10 protein-coding genes are annotated in these 16,586 nt (G+C 36.3%); all 10 read right to left on the bottom strand.

What is annotated here, in order from left to right; genetic code table 11:
• Positions 1-91: 91 nt before the first annotated feature.
• Complete coding sequence (locus AAT17_RS08890) at positions 92-916, bottom strand: energy transducer TonB (protein ID WP_060523706.1); 825 nt, start codon at positions 914-916, stop codon at positions 92-94.
• A 164-nt stretch (positions 917-1,080) separates the two neighbouring features.
• Positions 1,081-1,809, bottom strand: coding sequence for an energy transducer TonB (locus AAT17_RS08885; protein WP_060523704.1), 729 nt, complete (start codon positions 1,807-1,809; stop codon positions 1,081-1,083).
• A gap of 60 nt (positions 1,810-1,869) precedes the next feature.
• Positions 1,870-2,292: a VanZ family protein gene (locus AAT17_RS08880; RefSeq protein ID WP_157539256.1), complete on the bottom strand. Its 423-nt coding sequence runs from the start codon at positions 2,290-2,292 to the stop codon at positions 1,870-1,872.
• Entirely contained in the window at positions 2,292-2,669 is a 378-nt protein-coding gene (gene gcvH / locus AAT17_RS08875) for a glycine cleavage system protein GcvH (protein WP_042279542.1), read from the bottom strand. The genes AAT17_RS08880 and gcvH overlap by 1 nt, the downstream gene beginning before the upstream one ends.
• A gap of 83 nt (positions 2,670-2,752) precedes the next feature.
• Positions 2,753-9,964 carry a cell surface protein SprA gene (sprA, locus tag AAT17_RS08870; RefSeq protein ID WP_060523700.1) on the bottom strand — a complete coding sequence of 2,404 codons (7,212 nt, stop codon included), beginning with the start codon at positions 9,962-9,964 and terminating at the stop codon, positions 2,753-2,755.
• Positions 9,965-9,988: 24 nt separating this feature from the next.
• Positions 9,989-10,570 (bottom strand): Holliday junction branch migration protein RuvA, encoded by a 582-nt coding sequence (gene ruvA, locus AAT17_RS08865; RefSeq protein WP_060523698.1) that lies wholly within the window; start codon positions 10,568-10,570, stop codon positions 9,989-9,991.
• A gap of 36 nt (positions 10,571-10,606) precedes the next feature.
• Positions 10,607-12,919 (bottom strand): NADP-dependent malic enzyme, encoded by a 2,313-nt coding sequence (locus AAT17_RS08860; RefSeq protein ID WP_060523696.1) that lies wholly within the window; start codon positions 12,917-12,919, stop codon positions 10,607-10,609.
• 243 nt (positions 12,920-13,162) lie between these two features.
• On the bottom strand, positions 13,163-14,098 hold the full coding sequence (locus AAT17_RS08855) for a carbohydrate kinase family protein (RefSeq protein WP_060523694.1): 936 nt from the start codon (positions 14,096-14,098) through the stop codon (positions 13,163-13,165).
• On the bottom strand, positions 14,098-15,276 hold the full coding sequence (locus tag AAT17_RS08850) for a glycoside hydrolase 100 family protein (protein WP_060523692.1): 1,179 nt from the start codon (positions 15,274-15,276) through the stop codon (positions 14,098-14,100). The genes AAT17_RS08855 and AAT17_RS08850 overlap by 1 nt, the downstream gene beginning before the upstream one ends.
• Positions 15,269-16,573 (bottom strand): MFS transporter, encoded by a 1,305-nt coding sequence (locus AAT17_RS08845; RefSeq protein ID WP_060523690.1) that lies wholly within the window; start codon positions 16,571-16,573, stop codon positions 15,269-15,271. Before AAT17_RS08845 ends, AAT17_RS08850 begins: the two co-directional genes overlap by 8 nt.
• Positions 16,574-16,586 lie beyond the last annotated feature (13 nt).

Genomic DNA, 16,586 nt, shown 5'->3' with positions numbered 1-16,586 from the left:
TAGGCTCAAAGATACACTTTAATAATACCGAATAAAAAATCCCAGACTCATATTAAAAAACAGGTCTGGGATCACAATAAATGGTTGATGTTTATTGCTGAATAGAAAATGTTATTGGTATTGAATAAATGACCCTAACTGGTTTATTATTGATTTTGCCAGGCTGCATTTGCGGTAATTTGGCCATCACTCTATTCGCTTCCTTTACTAATCGATCATTAGGAGCACGTACTTTGATATCAATTGGATTACCGTTTTCATCAATTGTGAACATAGTTGCTATCTTAAATTTATCTCCTTGACCTGATAAATCTTCGGCTAGACTAGTATCAAAATTTCTTTGAATGAATCTTTTCATCTTTTCATTCATGCAGTCATACTTTTCCTCTCTTGACATATCTTCATCACAACCAGGAAAAAGCGGCATTTCTTGAACGGCTATTATAGGACTGCTGGTAGTAGATGTGGTCGATTTGCTTTTTGCTTCTGCCTTACTAGATGTAACTGGCGTAACCGCAGGCTCTGTAACAGGCGTTTCTTCCCTTTTTTTGTCATCATTTTCAGGAACAAGTTCGTTATTATCAACCACCTTTAATTTACTCGGTTCTATAATTTTAGGAGTTTCGATTCTTACAGGTTTTGCAATAGGCTGTTTAATGATTGGATTATCTGGAATTACTCGATAAACATCATGATCTTCTTCCCACAGGTCTATGATCGTAGTACCAACGATTGCAGGAACAGGCTTAGTTTCTTCGGTAGTGGTTTCAATAACCATCCAAACTAGCAATAGCGCTGCTACCAGCCCTATTTGAAAATTAATAATGGGATTGACTTTTGTGTTAATAGATTTCTTTCTCTCGATACGAGAAAGTACCGATGTTGCAGCATCGGTATCTTTTTTAAAGAGACTCATAATTAATGGTTTAAAATGTTATTAGGAACAGAAATCAAGAGTCGTACCAAAAACCGTTAATTCAAAATAAAATCCTCAAGCTTTTAATGAAAACATTATTTTATTGATAATAAAAAAGCCCGACTTGTAGAAAGTCGGGCTTTTTTAAAAATTTATTTAATTATCTAGTCTTGTACCTGGAAGATAATTGGTAATGCATAAATAACACCTACTGCTCTACCACGCTGCATACCTGGAGTCATTTTAGGTAATTTATTTATTACACGTGCAGCTTCTTTCTGTAGATCTGGATGCTTAGCACGAGATTGAACTCCTACAATATTTCCTTTACTATCGATTTTAAACTGTACCGATATTTTTTGACGACCTTCAAGACCTAAGTCGTTTGCAAGACCTGTATTAAAGTTACGGTTAACGAACTTGGTGATTTTCTCACTCATACACTTCTTACGGTCAGCATTATTTTTCTTATCCTCACAACCAGGATAAATAGGCACGTTTTCAATAATTGCAAAAGGTACATCGGCAATCACTTCTTCTACACCTACTTCTTCAGAAACCTCCTCTACCTCAACAATCTCTTCTTCTTCATCGGTTTCAGTATCTTGGATTTCCACCTCTTCAATTTCTACGTCATCCTCAACAACTTCCAGAATTTCTGGAGCTGGTGGCGGTGGTGGTGGCGGTGGTGGCGTATCAAGCATTTGTGTAATTGGAATTTCTTCTTCAATTACGAATTCTTCAATTTCAACTGGCGGCTCCTCGATTTCGACTGTTTTTGTCTCATACTCCAAACCTTGCCATGCTAGCAAAAGCATAAATGCCAGTCCTGCAAGAGCATACAACGTAATATTCTTACGTAAATCTGCCTTTTCTGATTTTTTAACTTCCATTGCGGTGGTGTTTAGTGGCTAAAAATAAATAATTCAATTTTTTCTTAAAAGCTTTTAACGCTAAGATTTTTTTATCTGTAACATTTTACTGATAACATAAAGTAATAAAGCACCAATAATAATGCCAAATACATTTGCAAAAACGTCAAAGATATCCATAGATCTATTTTGTGAGAAATATCCTTGACCTAATTCTATAAGAACACCTATTATAAAAGATAATACCGTAGCTCCTATAACAACTGTTCTAGAAAAATCTTCTAGTATGTTTTTTATATTCCATGAATAATCAGGAAACTTTGAAACATAACCGACATAAAAAAAGAAGTACCATACTATCGCCATAATAGAATAGGCAATTGCATGATACACTTTATCTTGAAAACTGAGCTCAAAAGGAATAGGAAAGGGTAAACTTGTTAGTGAAAGATAAGCAATCACTAGAGTGTAAACCGGCGCAACCCCTTTAAGCAAATGCTTCACTATCCTACAAGATCTTTATAAGCATCAGCAGTCATAAGATCATCTACTTGTGAAGCGTCGCTTATTTTTATTTTAATCATCCATCCATCACCATAAGGGTCAGAGTTTACTAACTCTGGCTCGTCTTCTAATTGCTCATTAAATTCAACAATTTCACCTGACAATGGTAAAAACAAGTCAGAAACGGTTTTTACCGCTTCTACCGTACCAAAAACTTCCTCTTGATCAAGTGTTTCATCTACGGTTTCAACCTCAACGTATACAATATCACCTAATTCGCTTTGAGCAAAATCAGTGATCCCTACTGTTGCAACATCACCTTCTATTTTTACCCATTCGTGGTCTTTGGTGTACTTAAGTTCTGCTGGAATATTCATTATTTAATTTTTAAAGGGGTAAATTTAAAACATTAAGCTTTTTAAGCCACAAGTTTACTATTATAATTACGTAAAATCACTTACTAATTTCCAAACGTATATCTTAATGTAATTCCACTACGAATAGTAGTTTGCGGAAACGCCGTCGAAATTGCAAACTCGCTGAACGTATGGTCGTAATAGAAGATTCCAGTAAAGGCCTGGCTAAAGGCATATTCTGCGCTGAATTTTAAACCATAAATTGTTTGTCCAGCAGTAGCTTGACTATTATCAAAATCTAAATATCTTACTATAGTAATATTATCTCTGATTGAACCATCCAATCTCATGTTCAAGTCGCTTTTTATCACACGACTGCGTCCACCCCAATTCGTTCTAAATTTGAGATCCTTTAATCTATAACCAACTCCTACGATCCATTCTTTACTGTTTATTTCAGTAAGTAGGTTATTATCAAAACTTAGGGACACAGCTCTATCCCTACGGTGTTCTACAGCAATAGACATTGAATTTTTCATTTCAAAATCAATCTTGAACAATGGCGAAAAACTCTCAGTCAAATTGATGTTGAAATATAGTTGTGGTGACTTGAAATCTCCATTTTGATTTAATGATCCTGGATTAAGCGTGGCATTTTCATCATAATCAAAATTTCTATTACCAGCAACAAAATCTAGATTACGTTGAAATTGATTAATCGTATAACTAGACCTGTACCCATGATTCAATGAAAATCTTCTAAAACGTTTTTTAAACCATTTAAGATTCATTAATCCTGTGTACTTTAAAGTCCAATTAGGTAAAGGAATATCTCTAAAAGCACTACGATCTTGATCTTCAACATCTCGCCCTTCATAAGCAGCAATAAAGGAAGGCAATAAAACTTCCTGACTATTACGTGAAAAACCTACAGGAAACCCATCTGAATCACGGTTAAATGTTGTAGTTCCATAAAATTCCGTTGCCAGTTTATTGGCTACAGCTAGTCTATTATTTCTAAATGTCTCAAAAGTTTTTGAACCATTGATATCGCTTTTTTGAAAAGCAGTACCAATCATAATGGTAGAAATATCAAAGTTCCCAAATTCATTAGGCGTCAACGATTGATATTGTAAGGATGTTGGATTTACTCGATAATTTTCTTGATAGGTTTCTTGATAATTTCGGTTTCCTACAAGGTCTAGCGTTAGGTCCTTTACTAGATCCACTTTAATGTTATAATCAAACTTGCGTGAAGCTACCTCACTATACTGTTGATTAAAATCCTGGAACAAGGTTAACCAACCTTTTCTTGCGGCTAGTTCTCTAACTTCTGCCTGTGACCCAAACACAAAACCTGTAGTTGGTTTTAAAGTTCCTATAAACCCAATATCATTTGTGTAACCTGGAAGAAACATACCATTGGTTTCCTCATAATTAATTTGTGCTCTTTTTACTGAAGTTACCACACCTATTAAAGTATTCAGAGCTTGATTTGCAAAGTTCTTCTTAGGAATCTTCTTTTCCTTTTCTTCCTTAGCCTGATCGGGATTTGGTGTTCCAGCTGGTGTGCGCGTTCTACTGCGGCTGCGTGATCTCTTACGGGCATTACGTGCTTCGTTTCCAAATTTAATCTTCTCTAGACCTACGTATTTATAAAGATTATCTAGATCCAAAGTACCGTTGATACGATGCGTATTGGCATTTGAAACAGTATTACCTATATCCGGTATGTCATCTAATTGCGAAAATTGTTGCGATGATCTCTGCCAGTTAAAATCTGCTGTGTAAGTGTAGTTCGCTTTCGCGAAAGCGAGAAAAGGAAACTTATCAAACGGCAATTTATAAGTAAGTTGTAATTGTTGATTGTGTTGATTAGGAATACCTTCATCAAAAAAGTCGGTCCATAAGGTATAGTCTTGATCTACTTCATTGGACTCTGAATCAATGTAACTACGGACCAGTCTATTCTGATTGGCACTTAAGTTGAACTGTAACGATTTTGTCAAATCCCAATTAATAGCATACTGATGATTGAGTGTAAAATTGCGATTTGTTAATGGAGCGATACTGATATTTTGCGCATCTGGAATACCATCACCATCAATATCTACTGGATTAGTATCCAATTGAAGATCTCTAAATTTTTGAAAGTTGTATTGTCTAACAATATTCCCACTCGCAGAGAAATTATTAGGTAATAAATTAAGATTAAAATCACTTAAGAATTTACCGTACTTACCTTCTAAAAAGCTGATGTTCTTGAAAGGCTCAACCTCGGCTTTAGGAAACGCATAATTATAAGTTGCTCCTGCATTAACCGATTGTTCTTTATATTGCTCAATTTCAAAGTTGCGTTGATCTACTTGATTGTAACTTCCAGAGAAAGTAAAGTTTTCAATATCATACGGCATTGGTTTTGAATCACCAGTTCGCTCCTTGCGCACTCCTATAAGATTGACGCTTTGCCTGCGTGTATAATTTTCGGCTTGTTCCCTTATAGCGTCTCTTTCGGCATCATTGTCTGCATTATCTAATCTAGTATCCAATTCAATATCCTCAAACTGTGGATCAAATTGCGGTGTTATGGTTTCTTCACCTATACTATAAGTGAACGGTAATTGTACACCCCATTTTTTAGGTAATAATTGACCTAGACTTACATTTGTTGTGATATCATATTGTGTGACATTTTCACGATCTCGCTCGTTAGGCCCTTGCTCAATAGCTCCAAAACCTATTGTGCTGCGTCTACCTGTCGCGGTAACCGATGCAAAATCGGCAACATTTGCATCCAGATTCATAGTTGCCGCATAACCACCTTCGTTTTTAAGACCAGCAAGTCTCATTTCATTTACCCAAACTTCACCACATATTTGGTTTGATGTTGGATTGCGTACACCTATCATAAGTGCTCGTATATCTCCAAAATTTGGATTTCCACGGATACCATAACTGTGCTGTGCTGCCTCGTTAGGATCTCCGCCAAGGTTAACTTGATCAAAGAAATTAGCTTCGTTTACATTTAATGCTGGATTTCCTAGTACTCTAGCTTTCAATTCCTGCAGTAACTCGAGGTTAATCTTAAAATTGTTACTATTAGGCCAAACTTCATTGCGATCAGTAGCTCCAAATGCTGTAATAGAAAGTGGCAACCTTACCTCATAATAATTTTGGGTGAAATCTACACCCATTCTCACAAAGACTTCAATCTCACCATCAGCAAGTGCGAGTTCATTTACTAGAGATTCAGCATGGACAAACATTTCTAAATCTTCATATTGACGCATGTCAATTCGAATGTTCTTAAACACAGCTCTCGAATCACCAGATTCTAAATCACAAACTCTTAAAGCTAGCGATTGTTCATTCTGTCTGATGTTTTGATTTTGAGTTCTTAATTCTTCTCTTTCAACTCCTGGTGGTAATACATATCTAATTGGAGTTCTAGATTCGTTATTTTCAATATTAACACCTTCAACTTCAAAAACAGTAGGGTCGTCTGCGGCATTAGGATCTGTTTCATCTAATGAAGCAGTGTAACGACGATAATCACCGCGCACTAGATCCAAAGAACCAAATCTTAAATGCGTATCTACGTTAAAATCTGTCAGGTACATTCTCATGAATCGAATAGCTCTGAAATCTGCTATTTCATTAATCACTTCACGATTAGGATCATTAAGCGGCACTCTAAACTGCACCCATCTTGTATCTATACGAGTTCCGTTAGGCAATTCGGTTTGTACTGTTTTAGTATCGTAGATGTAATCGTTGTTATTAACGTCCATTCCTGGAAATACTGGAATATTATATTCGAAATAACTATCGATGGTATTCATGGTGTTATCTCTATTAATATCCTCAACGTCTGGCAAAGTGGTTGATCCTCTATTTGTTTGAGATACTTCAGAAGGTGAGTTTCCTTCGGTTCCATTGTAATTTCTATAACGATTAACTATATCACCGTTAGCAGCAAGATAAAACTCATAATTATCATTAGCTGGATCTACTGGACCAAAAGCAGGAAAGGAATTAATCTCTTCGGCATCGCTAAAACCATCTAAACCTATATCTTGATTTGCTCTCTCTTGTCCTTGTGTGTCAAATGCGTAAACAAGAGATTGACTATTAGGGACTTTTCCATAAGCCGTTGATGTAGTTAATATCGTACCTCCATCATCCGGTAATCCATTTTCAAATTGCTTACGGTTGTCTTTCAGCACATCTTCAGATATACTTCCTAAGTTGATAGAAATTGTTCCTCCCGTATTAGTAGGGTCAAATGCAAATGTGTCCATCATCCAAAATTGAATGTACTCCACATTATTTTGCTCAAAATTGGTACTTGAGAACTGTCTCATGATACCTGCCCAATTATCCTGTGGATTAGGAAGAATGTTTGAACCAGCTGCAGATGGATTGTAATTATAAGGACCACGCTCGCTTGGATAATAGGCAAGATCTAGTGTATTTACTACTTGTTGTTGACCTTGTTGTAAATCTACATTTGGAAACAACTCGTCTATAAACACTCTACGAGTTCTCCAATCTGAAACATCATCATCTGTAATACCTGCTGGTCTTTGCGTTCCATAGAATATTGGATCAATGGAATACCAGGACATTTTGGCCCTGCTATAATTATACTCTAATGGGTTTGAAGAACTTCCATTACCTTCAAAATCAACTGGTGTACTTGCTAACGACCAGGCAAACGGACTTAATATATCGATAGTAGTTTGAGAGCCCTCAAAATCATCTACATAAGCAGCTGCTCTATTACCAAAGTTATCACCAGCTGGCGAGCCAGGAAACAAATATGCAATCTCACCTCTTAATGATAAATTTGAAGCAACATCAGTATCAATATTTGGTAATTTATTAACCAGTCTCGTTAACACAGGCACCTCAGTATTGTACAGAAAGTTTGCACCTAAAATAGTATTGTTAATAGGCTCAAAACCGTAGGTAGATTTTTGTGTAATGGGACGTTCTTTAAGATTCAAAAAAGTACCACCTACTATGAGATCCTCACTAAATTTATGTTCTACATTTATTCCTGTAAATCTCTTTGTTTGCTGTCTGAACACCGAATTATTCTCTGTAGAAACTTGAATTGGAGTGTTTGAATTAAGTAATGCTTGATCCAGAATTATTACTCGACCAGCTAGATAGTCTACCGTATAATCTATACCTTCTTGTAGGGTTCGTCCACCAGCGGTAACAGTAACCGAACCTCTAGGAACATTGAAAGCACCTATAGGAATACCTTCTTGACCAGTTGATTTGTATTGACCTTTAATTAAATACTTATTCTTATCAGCGTTTTCTAGAGCTTGAGCCTTGGTCGTGCGATACATATTGCGGTATACATACTGCTCTTGATTTGCATTATAAGTAGATGGGTTGTTATAATCTTCTGGACCAGCGCCAGGAGTAAGATCTAACTTATTGAATAAAAATTCACCAAAAGGTTCTACACTCGTGAATATAATACGCCCATTTTCTGGATCGATAGTCAAACCAGGTACATAATCAAAGAAGCCATCACCATCAGGTTGCGGATCTCCTTGTTGATTTAATCTATCTAAATCAAATACTCTAATTAATGTGGTTTCTTCAACGTCACTAGGTAAAGCAACTGGTGGATTGGTTAGTGTTCCAGGAGCAGCTGTTATATAATTTAACTCGGGTGGATACTGGTAAAAGATATTTAATCTAAAATCCTCTGGTGATAATTGAAATCCACCTAGATTATAAATATTTTTCATCATAAGATCCCAAGATGGCTCCGTAACGGTTACCAAGTTGCTCTTAAGTAGCTTTACTACTAGATTTTGGTTGTTGACAGCTACTTGCCCAGGATTTGTGTTTGTGTCTACATTGGTTGCAACTACACCATCATTAGCAAATTCTCCTACTTGATATACCTTACCACCAGCAGTAAACTGGAAAGCAACTGCAAGTACTTCATCGTTATTCAATCTTTGTCTTAAAGATATATAACCTAATTGCGTGTTTAAGGTATATTCATTTGGTGCTAATTTCCTTGCATTTTCTAAAGAAACGTAATCAAAGCCCTCATTTACTTGAGCACCACCAAAACCTTGCTGGACTGTTCCTATGTCTCTAATTTGTTCATTGAGCAATGAACTTGTAGAACCATTTATCCCTCTAGGGTTGAATTGGTTATTTGAATTGTCAGGATAAGCACCTTCTGTAACGTTAAAAAAACCAGGAGGAACAACGTCTAAACCAATATTTTCACCGTCAGACTCACCTAAATCTTGAATAGCTACTAAATTACGTACATCTTGAGTACGATTACCACGATTGGTAATCCAAACCTCGGCTCTTGTGATTTGTACATTTGTATTTATAAATGGATAATTTTCTAGGGTGCGATCGTAATTATCCCTAAAATAATGAGCTAGGAAAAAGTGCCTGTTCTCATCATAATCCAGCGAGAAAAAATCAAATTCGTTTATTGATGCTCCACCTTGAGCCTGTACTGTACGAGCCTCACTTTGTTGTTCTGAAAAAACAGCAGTAATTCTCGTTTTTCCAAATTGCAATTCTGTTTTAATACCAAAAAGACTTTGCGCACCACGAATAAGTTGAGAATTAAGTGGCATATTCACATTACCTACCTCAATACTTTGTAATATATCATCTTCTGTAGGTGTGTAATCAAGTTTAATTTGATTTTGAAAATTAAAGGTGCTTTGAGTATCGTAGTTAGCATTAACCTGTAGCCTAGTTCCTACCTTACCTACAAGAGATAAATTGATACGCTGGTTAAAATCAAAAGTGGTATTCTGTCTATTTCTAGGGGAAAAACTAGGGTTATCACTACGATTAAAAAGCAGTCCTAGATCTACCTCTACAGATCCTTGTGGAACTACCGATATCTCTGTACCACCAAAAATACTTTCAAACAAAGCCGAGTTTACATAAAAATTGGGTAAAAGATTCTTTTGCTTCTCCTTATCCTCATCCGTTTTTCCTGCAATTGCCTGTGCTTTTTCAATGAAATAACTTTTCATTTGTTCTTTCATAGCACGCTGTAAATACTGCTCTCTGGTAAGTACAAAGGGATAATCCAATTGATAGCCAGCAAATGTAGTCCTCAAAATATACCTATCCATTACTGGATCATATTCATACATTTTGGTTATGGAAGGTGGATCTGGTAATTCTAATTTACCTAATTCGACTCCATTAGGTATAGAATCGTTCTCTTGTGTTGTGGGTTGTTGCGCTTTCGCGAAAGCGAAACAAAAAAGAGCTATTAAAACAGGTAAAAGCTTCATTTTAAAATACCTATATCCCAAATCCTATAATTGTTTTAATGCTTGTTTAATCAAATTTTCTACCGTGGCATCTGGTTGATTGCTCAAAATTTTATCCACGACTTTTTGAGCCTGCTTGCGAGCATAGCCTAAAGTTTCTAGTGCAGATAACGCTTCATCACGGCCAGTATTGCTTGCAACAATAGAAATTTCTGGATTATCTAATACTTGTAATATTTTATCCTTAAGATCGAGTATAACACGTTGCGCTGTTTTTGCACCTATACCTTTTACACTTTGTATCGTGCGCACATCTTCACTAGCGATAGCTTGTGCAATTTGTGTGGGCGCAACACTGGATAACATGGTACGAGCTGTATTTGCACCAACTCCAGATACGGACAGTAATAGTTTGAAGATTTCTCGTTCACTTTTTTCGGCAAAACCGAACAACCTGTGTGCATCCTCACGTACTTGCATATAAGTATACAACTTGCACTGCTCGTTGTCTGGCAGTTGTGAATATGTGTGCAGTGATATTTCTACTAGATATCCTACTCCATGGCAATCAATTACTACATCGGTCAGGTTTTTTTCTACTAGCCTGCCCTGAAGTTGTGCAATCATAATTGGTTAATTGTAATTCAAATGTAATAAAATAATCTATTGCGGTTGTTGCGACCTTTTTAACTGCAATGAACGATTATAGGACTCCTTTTGTTGTGCATCTATAACTGCCACGGCAGCCATGTTCACGATCTCGTCCACACTAGCTCCTAATTGAACTACGTGTACGGGTTTTTGCAAACCTAAAAGGATAGGACCTATACTATCAGTACCATTAAGTTCCTTCATCATTTTATAAGTACTATTTGCACTTTCAAGGTTAGGAAACACTAATGTATTCACTTTTTTACCTGCAAGTTTTGAAAAAGGAAACTTGTCCTGAAGTAATTCAGAATTTAAAGCAAAATCGGCTTGTAGTTCTCCATCTACTACTAGATCGGGATAATATTGGTGTAAATATTTTACCGCATTACGTACTTTAACAGCATTAGGATGTTCTGAAGACCCAAAGTTCCCGTAGCTTATCATTGCTATATTAGGCGTGATACCAAACAACTGGGCTGTACGGCCTGTCATTTGTGCAATTTTTGCTAGTTCAATAGCATCTGGATCTATGTTTATAGAAGTGTCTGAAATAAACATAGGACCTCGTTGTGTGATCATTAAATTGGTACTGGCTACTTTATCAACTCCTGGTGCGCGACCTATAATCTCTAACATAGGTGTGATGGCACGAGGATAGGACTGAGCAAATCCAGTGATTAAACCATCGGCATCACCCATTTCTACCATCATCGCCGCAAAATAATTGCGCTGTCTTAAAAATTTACCGGCATCAAATAAAGTAACCCCTTTACGCTTTCTTATTTTCCAAAACTCTTCAGCATATCTATCTCTGCGAGCTTTTTCTTCATCGCTTTTGGGATCAATAATTAAACAAGGTTGATCAAACTCAAGTTCCTCTTTAAGTTCTTCAATTGTTTCCCTGCGTCCCAAAAGTATAGGTGTTCCTATTCCTTCTTCTAAAACAATTTGCGCTGCTTTGAGTACATCTAGTTGATCGGCCTCGGCAAAAACAATTCTTTTTGGATTTGTCCTTGCTCTATTTAAAATAAGCCTGACAAGCTTATTATCTGAGCCCATACGTGTGAGTAATTGCTCCTCGTATTTCTCCCAATCTTGAATTGGTTCTTTGGCAACTCCTGTTTCCATGGCTGCTTTTGCAACAGCTGGCGGAATGGTTGAAATTAATCTAGGGTCAAAGGGTTTTGGAATTATATAATCCCTACCAAAGGTAAGTTTGAGCTCGCCATAGGCGATATTAACTTGTTCAGGAACTGGTTCTTTAGCAAGACTAGCAATAGCATGAGTAGCTGCTAGTTTCATTTCTTCATTAATTGTAGTTGCTCTTACATCTAGCGCTCCACGAAAAATAAAAGGAAAACCTAATACGTTATTTACTTGATTAGGGTGATCGCTTCGCCCTGTTGCCATAATGATATCATCACGGGTTGCAATAGCTAGGTTGTAATCAACCTCGGGCACTGGATTTGCCATGGCAAATACAATTGGGTTTTCATTCATGCTCAATAGCATGTCCTCATCAACAATGTTTCCTACTGAAAGACCTAAAAATACATCGGCATTCTTAAATGCCTCGCGCATGGACACGGTATCCATCTCTCTTGCAAATTGCATTTGCATATCACCAAGATCTGTCCTAGATGTTGTAATTAAACCGTCCACATCATACATCATGATGTTTTCCTTCTTTGCTCCTAGCTTTACATAAAGGCTGGTACAAGAAATAGCGGCGCTACCAGCTCCTGACACAACGATTTTTACGTCTTCTATTTTTTTATCAGCAAGTTCAAGCGCGTTGAGTAATGCCGCACTTGAAATAATGGCTGTACCATGTTGATCGTCATGCATTACTGGGATATCTAACTCCTCTTTTAAACGGCGTTCTATTTCAAATGCTTCTGGAGCCTTGATATCTTCTAAATTTATCCCACCAAAAGTTGGGGCAATATTTTTCACAGTTTGAATGAACTCTTCAACATTTGTGGTATCAACCTCAATATCAAAACAGTCTAGGTCAGCAAATATTTTGAAAAGCAGCCCTTTTCCTTCCATTACAGGTTTAGATGCTTCTGGGCCAATATCACCAAGGCCTAAAACAGCGGTTCCATTAGAAATTACGGCCATAAGGTTACCCTTGGTAGTATATTTATAAACATTTGCCTTATCCTTAGCTATTTCAAGACAAGGCTGTGCAACACCTGGACTGTAGGCAAGAGATAAATCTCGTTGACTACTATACTTTTTAGTAGGTATAATTTTTATTTTACCAGGTTGCGGTTTTGCGTGATATACTAATGCTTCTCTACGTTTACTTTCTTCACTCATGGGGTTTGAGTTTAATTGCTCAAAAAAAAATGAAAAACAAATGTACTAGATATTGTTAAGATAGGTACTAAGGTTAAGGTAAATATGGAACTCGCTTTCGCGAAAGTGAAATAAATTTTATCTTTTATTGTTTGACCAACAATTAGTATATAAGGATGATAAAAGTAAAAAACAATCCAATCTATACCATATAAAACAAACCAATATAACTACAGGAACAATTACTACAAATTTACAAATCCACTAAACCAATTCGTTGATTACGTTTTTAAGAACTTTTATATCAGGCAATCGCCCAACATTCTGTAGTTTAATAGTCGCTAGTTTTTGAGCAATCGTAGTAGAGTCTAGTAGAGACTTGTTACTGAGCCTGGAAAATAAAAATCCCGCCCAAAAAGCATCACCTGCACCTGTGACGTCCTTAACATCTTTTACTTGTAACGCAGCTTGATTCAATACACCTTCTTTAAGATCTGAAACAGCAACACCGTCTTTACCTTTGGTAAGACATATCGTAGAAACTCCTTTAGAATGGAAGTAACTAAAAATTTCTTCATCAGATTTGTGATTATCAAAGTACCTATAACAATCGTCTATACTTAATTTTAGTAATGGATTATTAGCCAGATACTGCGCAATCACTTTTTTTGCTTCTTTACGATCAGACCAAATTTTCTCGGAGTAATTTAAGTCTATACTTAGTTGCAGACCAAGTTCTCTAGCTCGTTGTGCTCCTTTTAAAATTGTAGCTCTTGCTGGGTTTTTACTCAAAGCAAAACATGTGGTGTGATAAATCTTAGACAAATCCAACAGTTCATCTGTAATTAAATCTTCTGTTATAACAGAGTCTGCCTCTCTATAGGCAGTAAAATCTGGTGTGTCTACAGATCTAGAAATTAAAATAATAGAAGTAGGTAAACCAGATGCTCTATTTATGTGTGAGGTATTTACCTGTTCACTTTTTAATTTATCAACTATAAAATCCCCTAATCCATCTTTTCCGCAGGAGCCGATAATAGCAGATTTCAACCCTAATCTTACGGCGTTAACCGCCACATTAGTAGGAGAACCACCTAAAAAACGGTGGTAATTTTTAGTTTCTGAAATACTTACATTTTTTTCATGACCTATAAAATCAATCAATATTTCCCCTACACACAATATATCAATGGTCTTCACTAGTCAATTAATATTTTAAAATTATTATTTAATGATTTATGCAGGATTACTGCTCCTGCCGCACTCCAAGCACATTTAGGCACACCTAAAGGCTCACCCGTGATAGAATGGAAATTTTCATAAAAGGCAAATTCCTCAAGTGCGTTTAATTGATTTATATTCCTCAATAAATCTTGAGCTGCTTGTTCATATCCCATACTGCATAAGGCTAATCCATAAAATCCGTTTACCATAGGCCAGCTACCACCATTATGAAATTCATAAGGATAGTTCCTGAATTCATACTTACAATTATCTTTCAATAAGTTCCAATGCTCATCTTCTTGCATCACTGGTGGCCAAAATGCCGGTAATACTTGGAGTTTGCTTTGAGATAATAAATTTTGACTGTATTCAACTATTCTTTCTTTAAGATCTGAAGTACCTAGGTTCAGTATCAAGAATAAACTATTTGCAAATGCATCAAATTGCGTTTTATATCCAGATGGTGAAAATGACGCTGGTAAATAACTCTTTAGAGCCATAGCTTCGTAAGCTCTAGGATGAAATTTCTCTGCTTTAGAATCCCCTAAGAAGTTAATTTGCAGCTGCTCTATAATAGAATCAATTTTATGATCGATTTGTACCTTATTTTCAAAATGATTGTAACACTTTAAGGCCCATAATCTCAATAATTGATCATATAATACATAACCATCGGTAATGTACTCATCTGCCCAGTTACCAGATAACGGTATGTACAGCAAATGCTTGTTGTTAAATTCCCAAGCATTTAAGAGTTTTAGACATTTATTGATGTTAGGTTTATATAATTCTACTATTTGAGGATCTTGCTTATAATGTGCTAGCTGGCAAACTCCTATTATAAACCAAGTTACCGCATCGACTCTACCCGCTAGACCACCATAACTAACTTCTACTTTTTTACCCTTAAAAGCAACATTAGACGGAATGGTTCCTATATCATGTTGGTGTGCTGCAAGCGTATGGATGGTTTTCTCAAAAGTCTTGACTAGTTCTTCATCTTCAGAGGCAAGTGCTGCTAGACCACATATGACTCCATCTCTAGACCACACCCTTTTATAATTCGATATATCTAAGGCGCTTGCAAGAAAACCATGCACAGATGAGGCTTTATGAAGCAACTCAATTGATTTATTATATGTAACACTATTCATGTAGAGAAGGTTTTCTTGATTGAATAAACAGTGTCACTATAGTAGCAAGAATTAATAATGCCCCTGCAAAAGTGATTGCATTACGTGGATCGTTACCTAAAAAATTCTTAAGTACAAATCCAAATGTCAACGTTTGAAATATCATAGGTATTACTATCATCATATTTATAATACCCATATAAACTCCATAACGTTCTTTAGGAATATTAGATATTACCATTAAATAAGGAATTCCCATCATACTCGCCCATCCTATACCGAAACCGGTTATCGCAAAGAGTAAGAAACTTTTATCAGATATATGAGGAAATACTAGAAATCCAGCAGCAGCAAGCAATAAACAAACCGCATGAACTAATTTAGGGCTGTGTTTTTTTGCAAAACCTACCAATGCAAATGCCACTAAAAACGTTACTACATTATACCAGCCATTTATTAAACCTGTCCAACTTACTGCCTCATTATAAACTTCCTCATTAGTTGGTGTTACATTCCATACAGAAAGCGCGACGCTCTTTGAAGCGTTTTGCCAGTAACAAAACAGCGCATACCATTGAAAAAAGTATACTAGTGCAAGTTGCCACATCACCTTAGGCATATCCTTAATAGCAGATACAATTTCAATAAGCGGCCCTAGAAATGAGCGTCTTTCTGCTCGCATTAAAGCAAGTTCTTTGTCCGTAGGAGGTATTTCTTCAGTTTTGCTATTACTCCATAAAACAGATCCTATTGAAAACGCTGCACCCAAAAAAAACGAAGCATAAACCCATGTAGGTAATGAACCTGTTTTACCAATTATAAATATAGGAAAAACAACGATCGATAGGTTTGCAAGCACCTGTCCTAGACCGGTAAAGAAACTTTGCATTTGAAAACCTGTAGGCTGCTGTTCTGGTATCAATTTATCAGCGATTAAAGCTCTATAGGGTTCCATGGCTGTATTATTTCCAGCATCAAGAATCCATAACAACCCAGCTGCCATCCATAAAGAACTGCTAAAAGGAAAAAGTAATAAGCTGACACTACATAGCAATGCACCTATTAGAAAATAAGGTTTTCGACGTCCAAATTTAGGTGACCATGTTTTATCACTCATAGCGCCTATAATAGGCTGTACAAGTAATCCCGTCACAGGACCTGCTAGATGCAAAATAGGTATTTGATCTGGTGTTGCACCAAGAAAATCATAGATAGGCGTCACCGCACTTTGTTGTAGTCCAAAACTATATTGAATACCGAAAAAACCGACGTTCATATGCAAAATTTGCCAAAAATTCAGCTTTACCTTCCCTATCATTTTTTAAATTTTA

Origin of the sequence: Nonlabens sp. MIC269, assembly GCF_001430865.1 — a bacterium.
GTDB lineage: Bacteria > Bacteroidota > Bacteroidia > Flavobacteriales > Flavobacteriaceae > Nonlabens > Nonlabens tegetincola.
This window is presented reverse-complemented; position numbering and strand designations above follow the sequence as displayed.

What these genes read in the sequence shown, in the direction of transcription:
- AAT17_RS08890 (WP_060523706.1), bottom strand. Translation starts at nt 916, where the DNA reads ATGAGTCTCTTTAAAAAAGATACCGATGCTGCAACATCGGTACTTTCT.
- AAT17_RS08885 (WP_060523704.1), bottom strand. Translation starts at nt 1,809, where the DNA reads ATGGAAGTTAAAAAATCAGAAAAGGCAGATTTACGTAAGAATATTACG.
- gcvH (WP_042279542.1), bottom strand. Translation starts at nt 2,669, where the DNA reads ATGAATATTCCAGCAGAACTTAAGTACACCAAAGACCACGAATGGGTA.
- sprA (WP_060523700.1), bottom strand. Translation starts at nt 9,964, where the DNA reads ATGAAGCTTTTACCTGTTTTAATAGCTCTTTTTTGTTTCGCTTTCGCG.
- ruvA (WP_060523698.1), bottom strand. Translation starts at nt 10,570, where the DNA reads ATGATTGCACAACTTCAGGGCAGGCTAGTAGAAAAAAACCTGACCGAT.
- AAT17_RS08860 (WP_060523696.1), bottom strand. Translation starts at nt 12,919, where the DNA reads ATGAGTGAAGAAAGTAAACGTAGAGAAGCATTAGTATATCACGCAAAA.
- AAT17_RS08850 (WP_060523692.1), bottom strand. Translation starts at nt 15,276, where the DNA reads ATGAATAGTGTTACATATAATAAATCAATTGAGTTGCTTCATAAAGCC.
- AAT17_RS08845 (WP_060523690.1), bottom strand. Translation starts at nt 16,573, where the DNA reads ATGATAGGGAAGGTAAAGCTGAATTTTTGGCAAATTTTGCATATGAAC.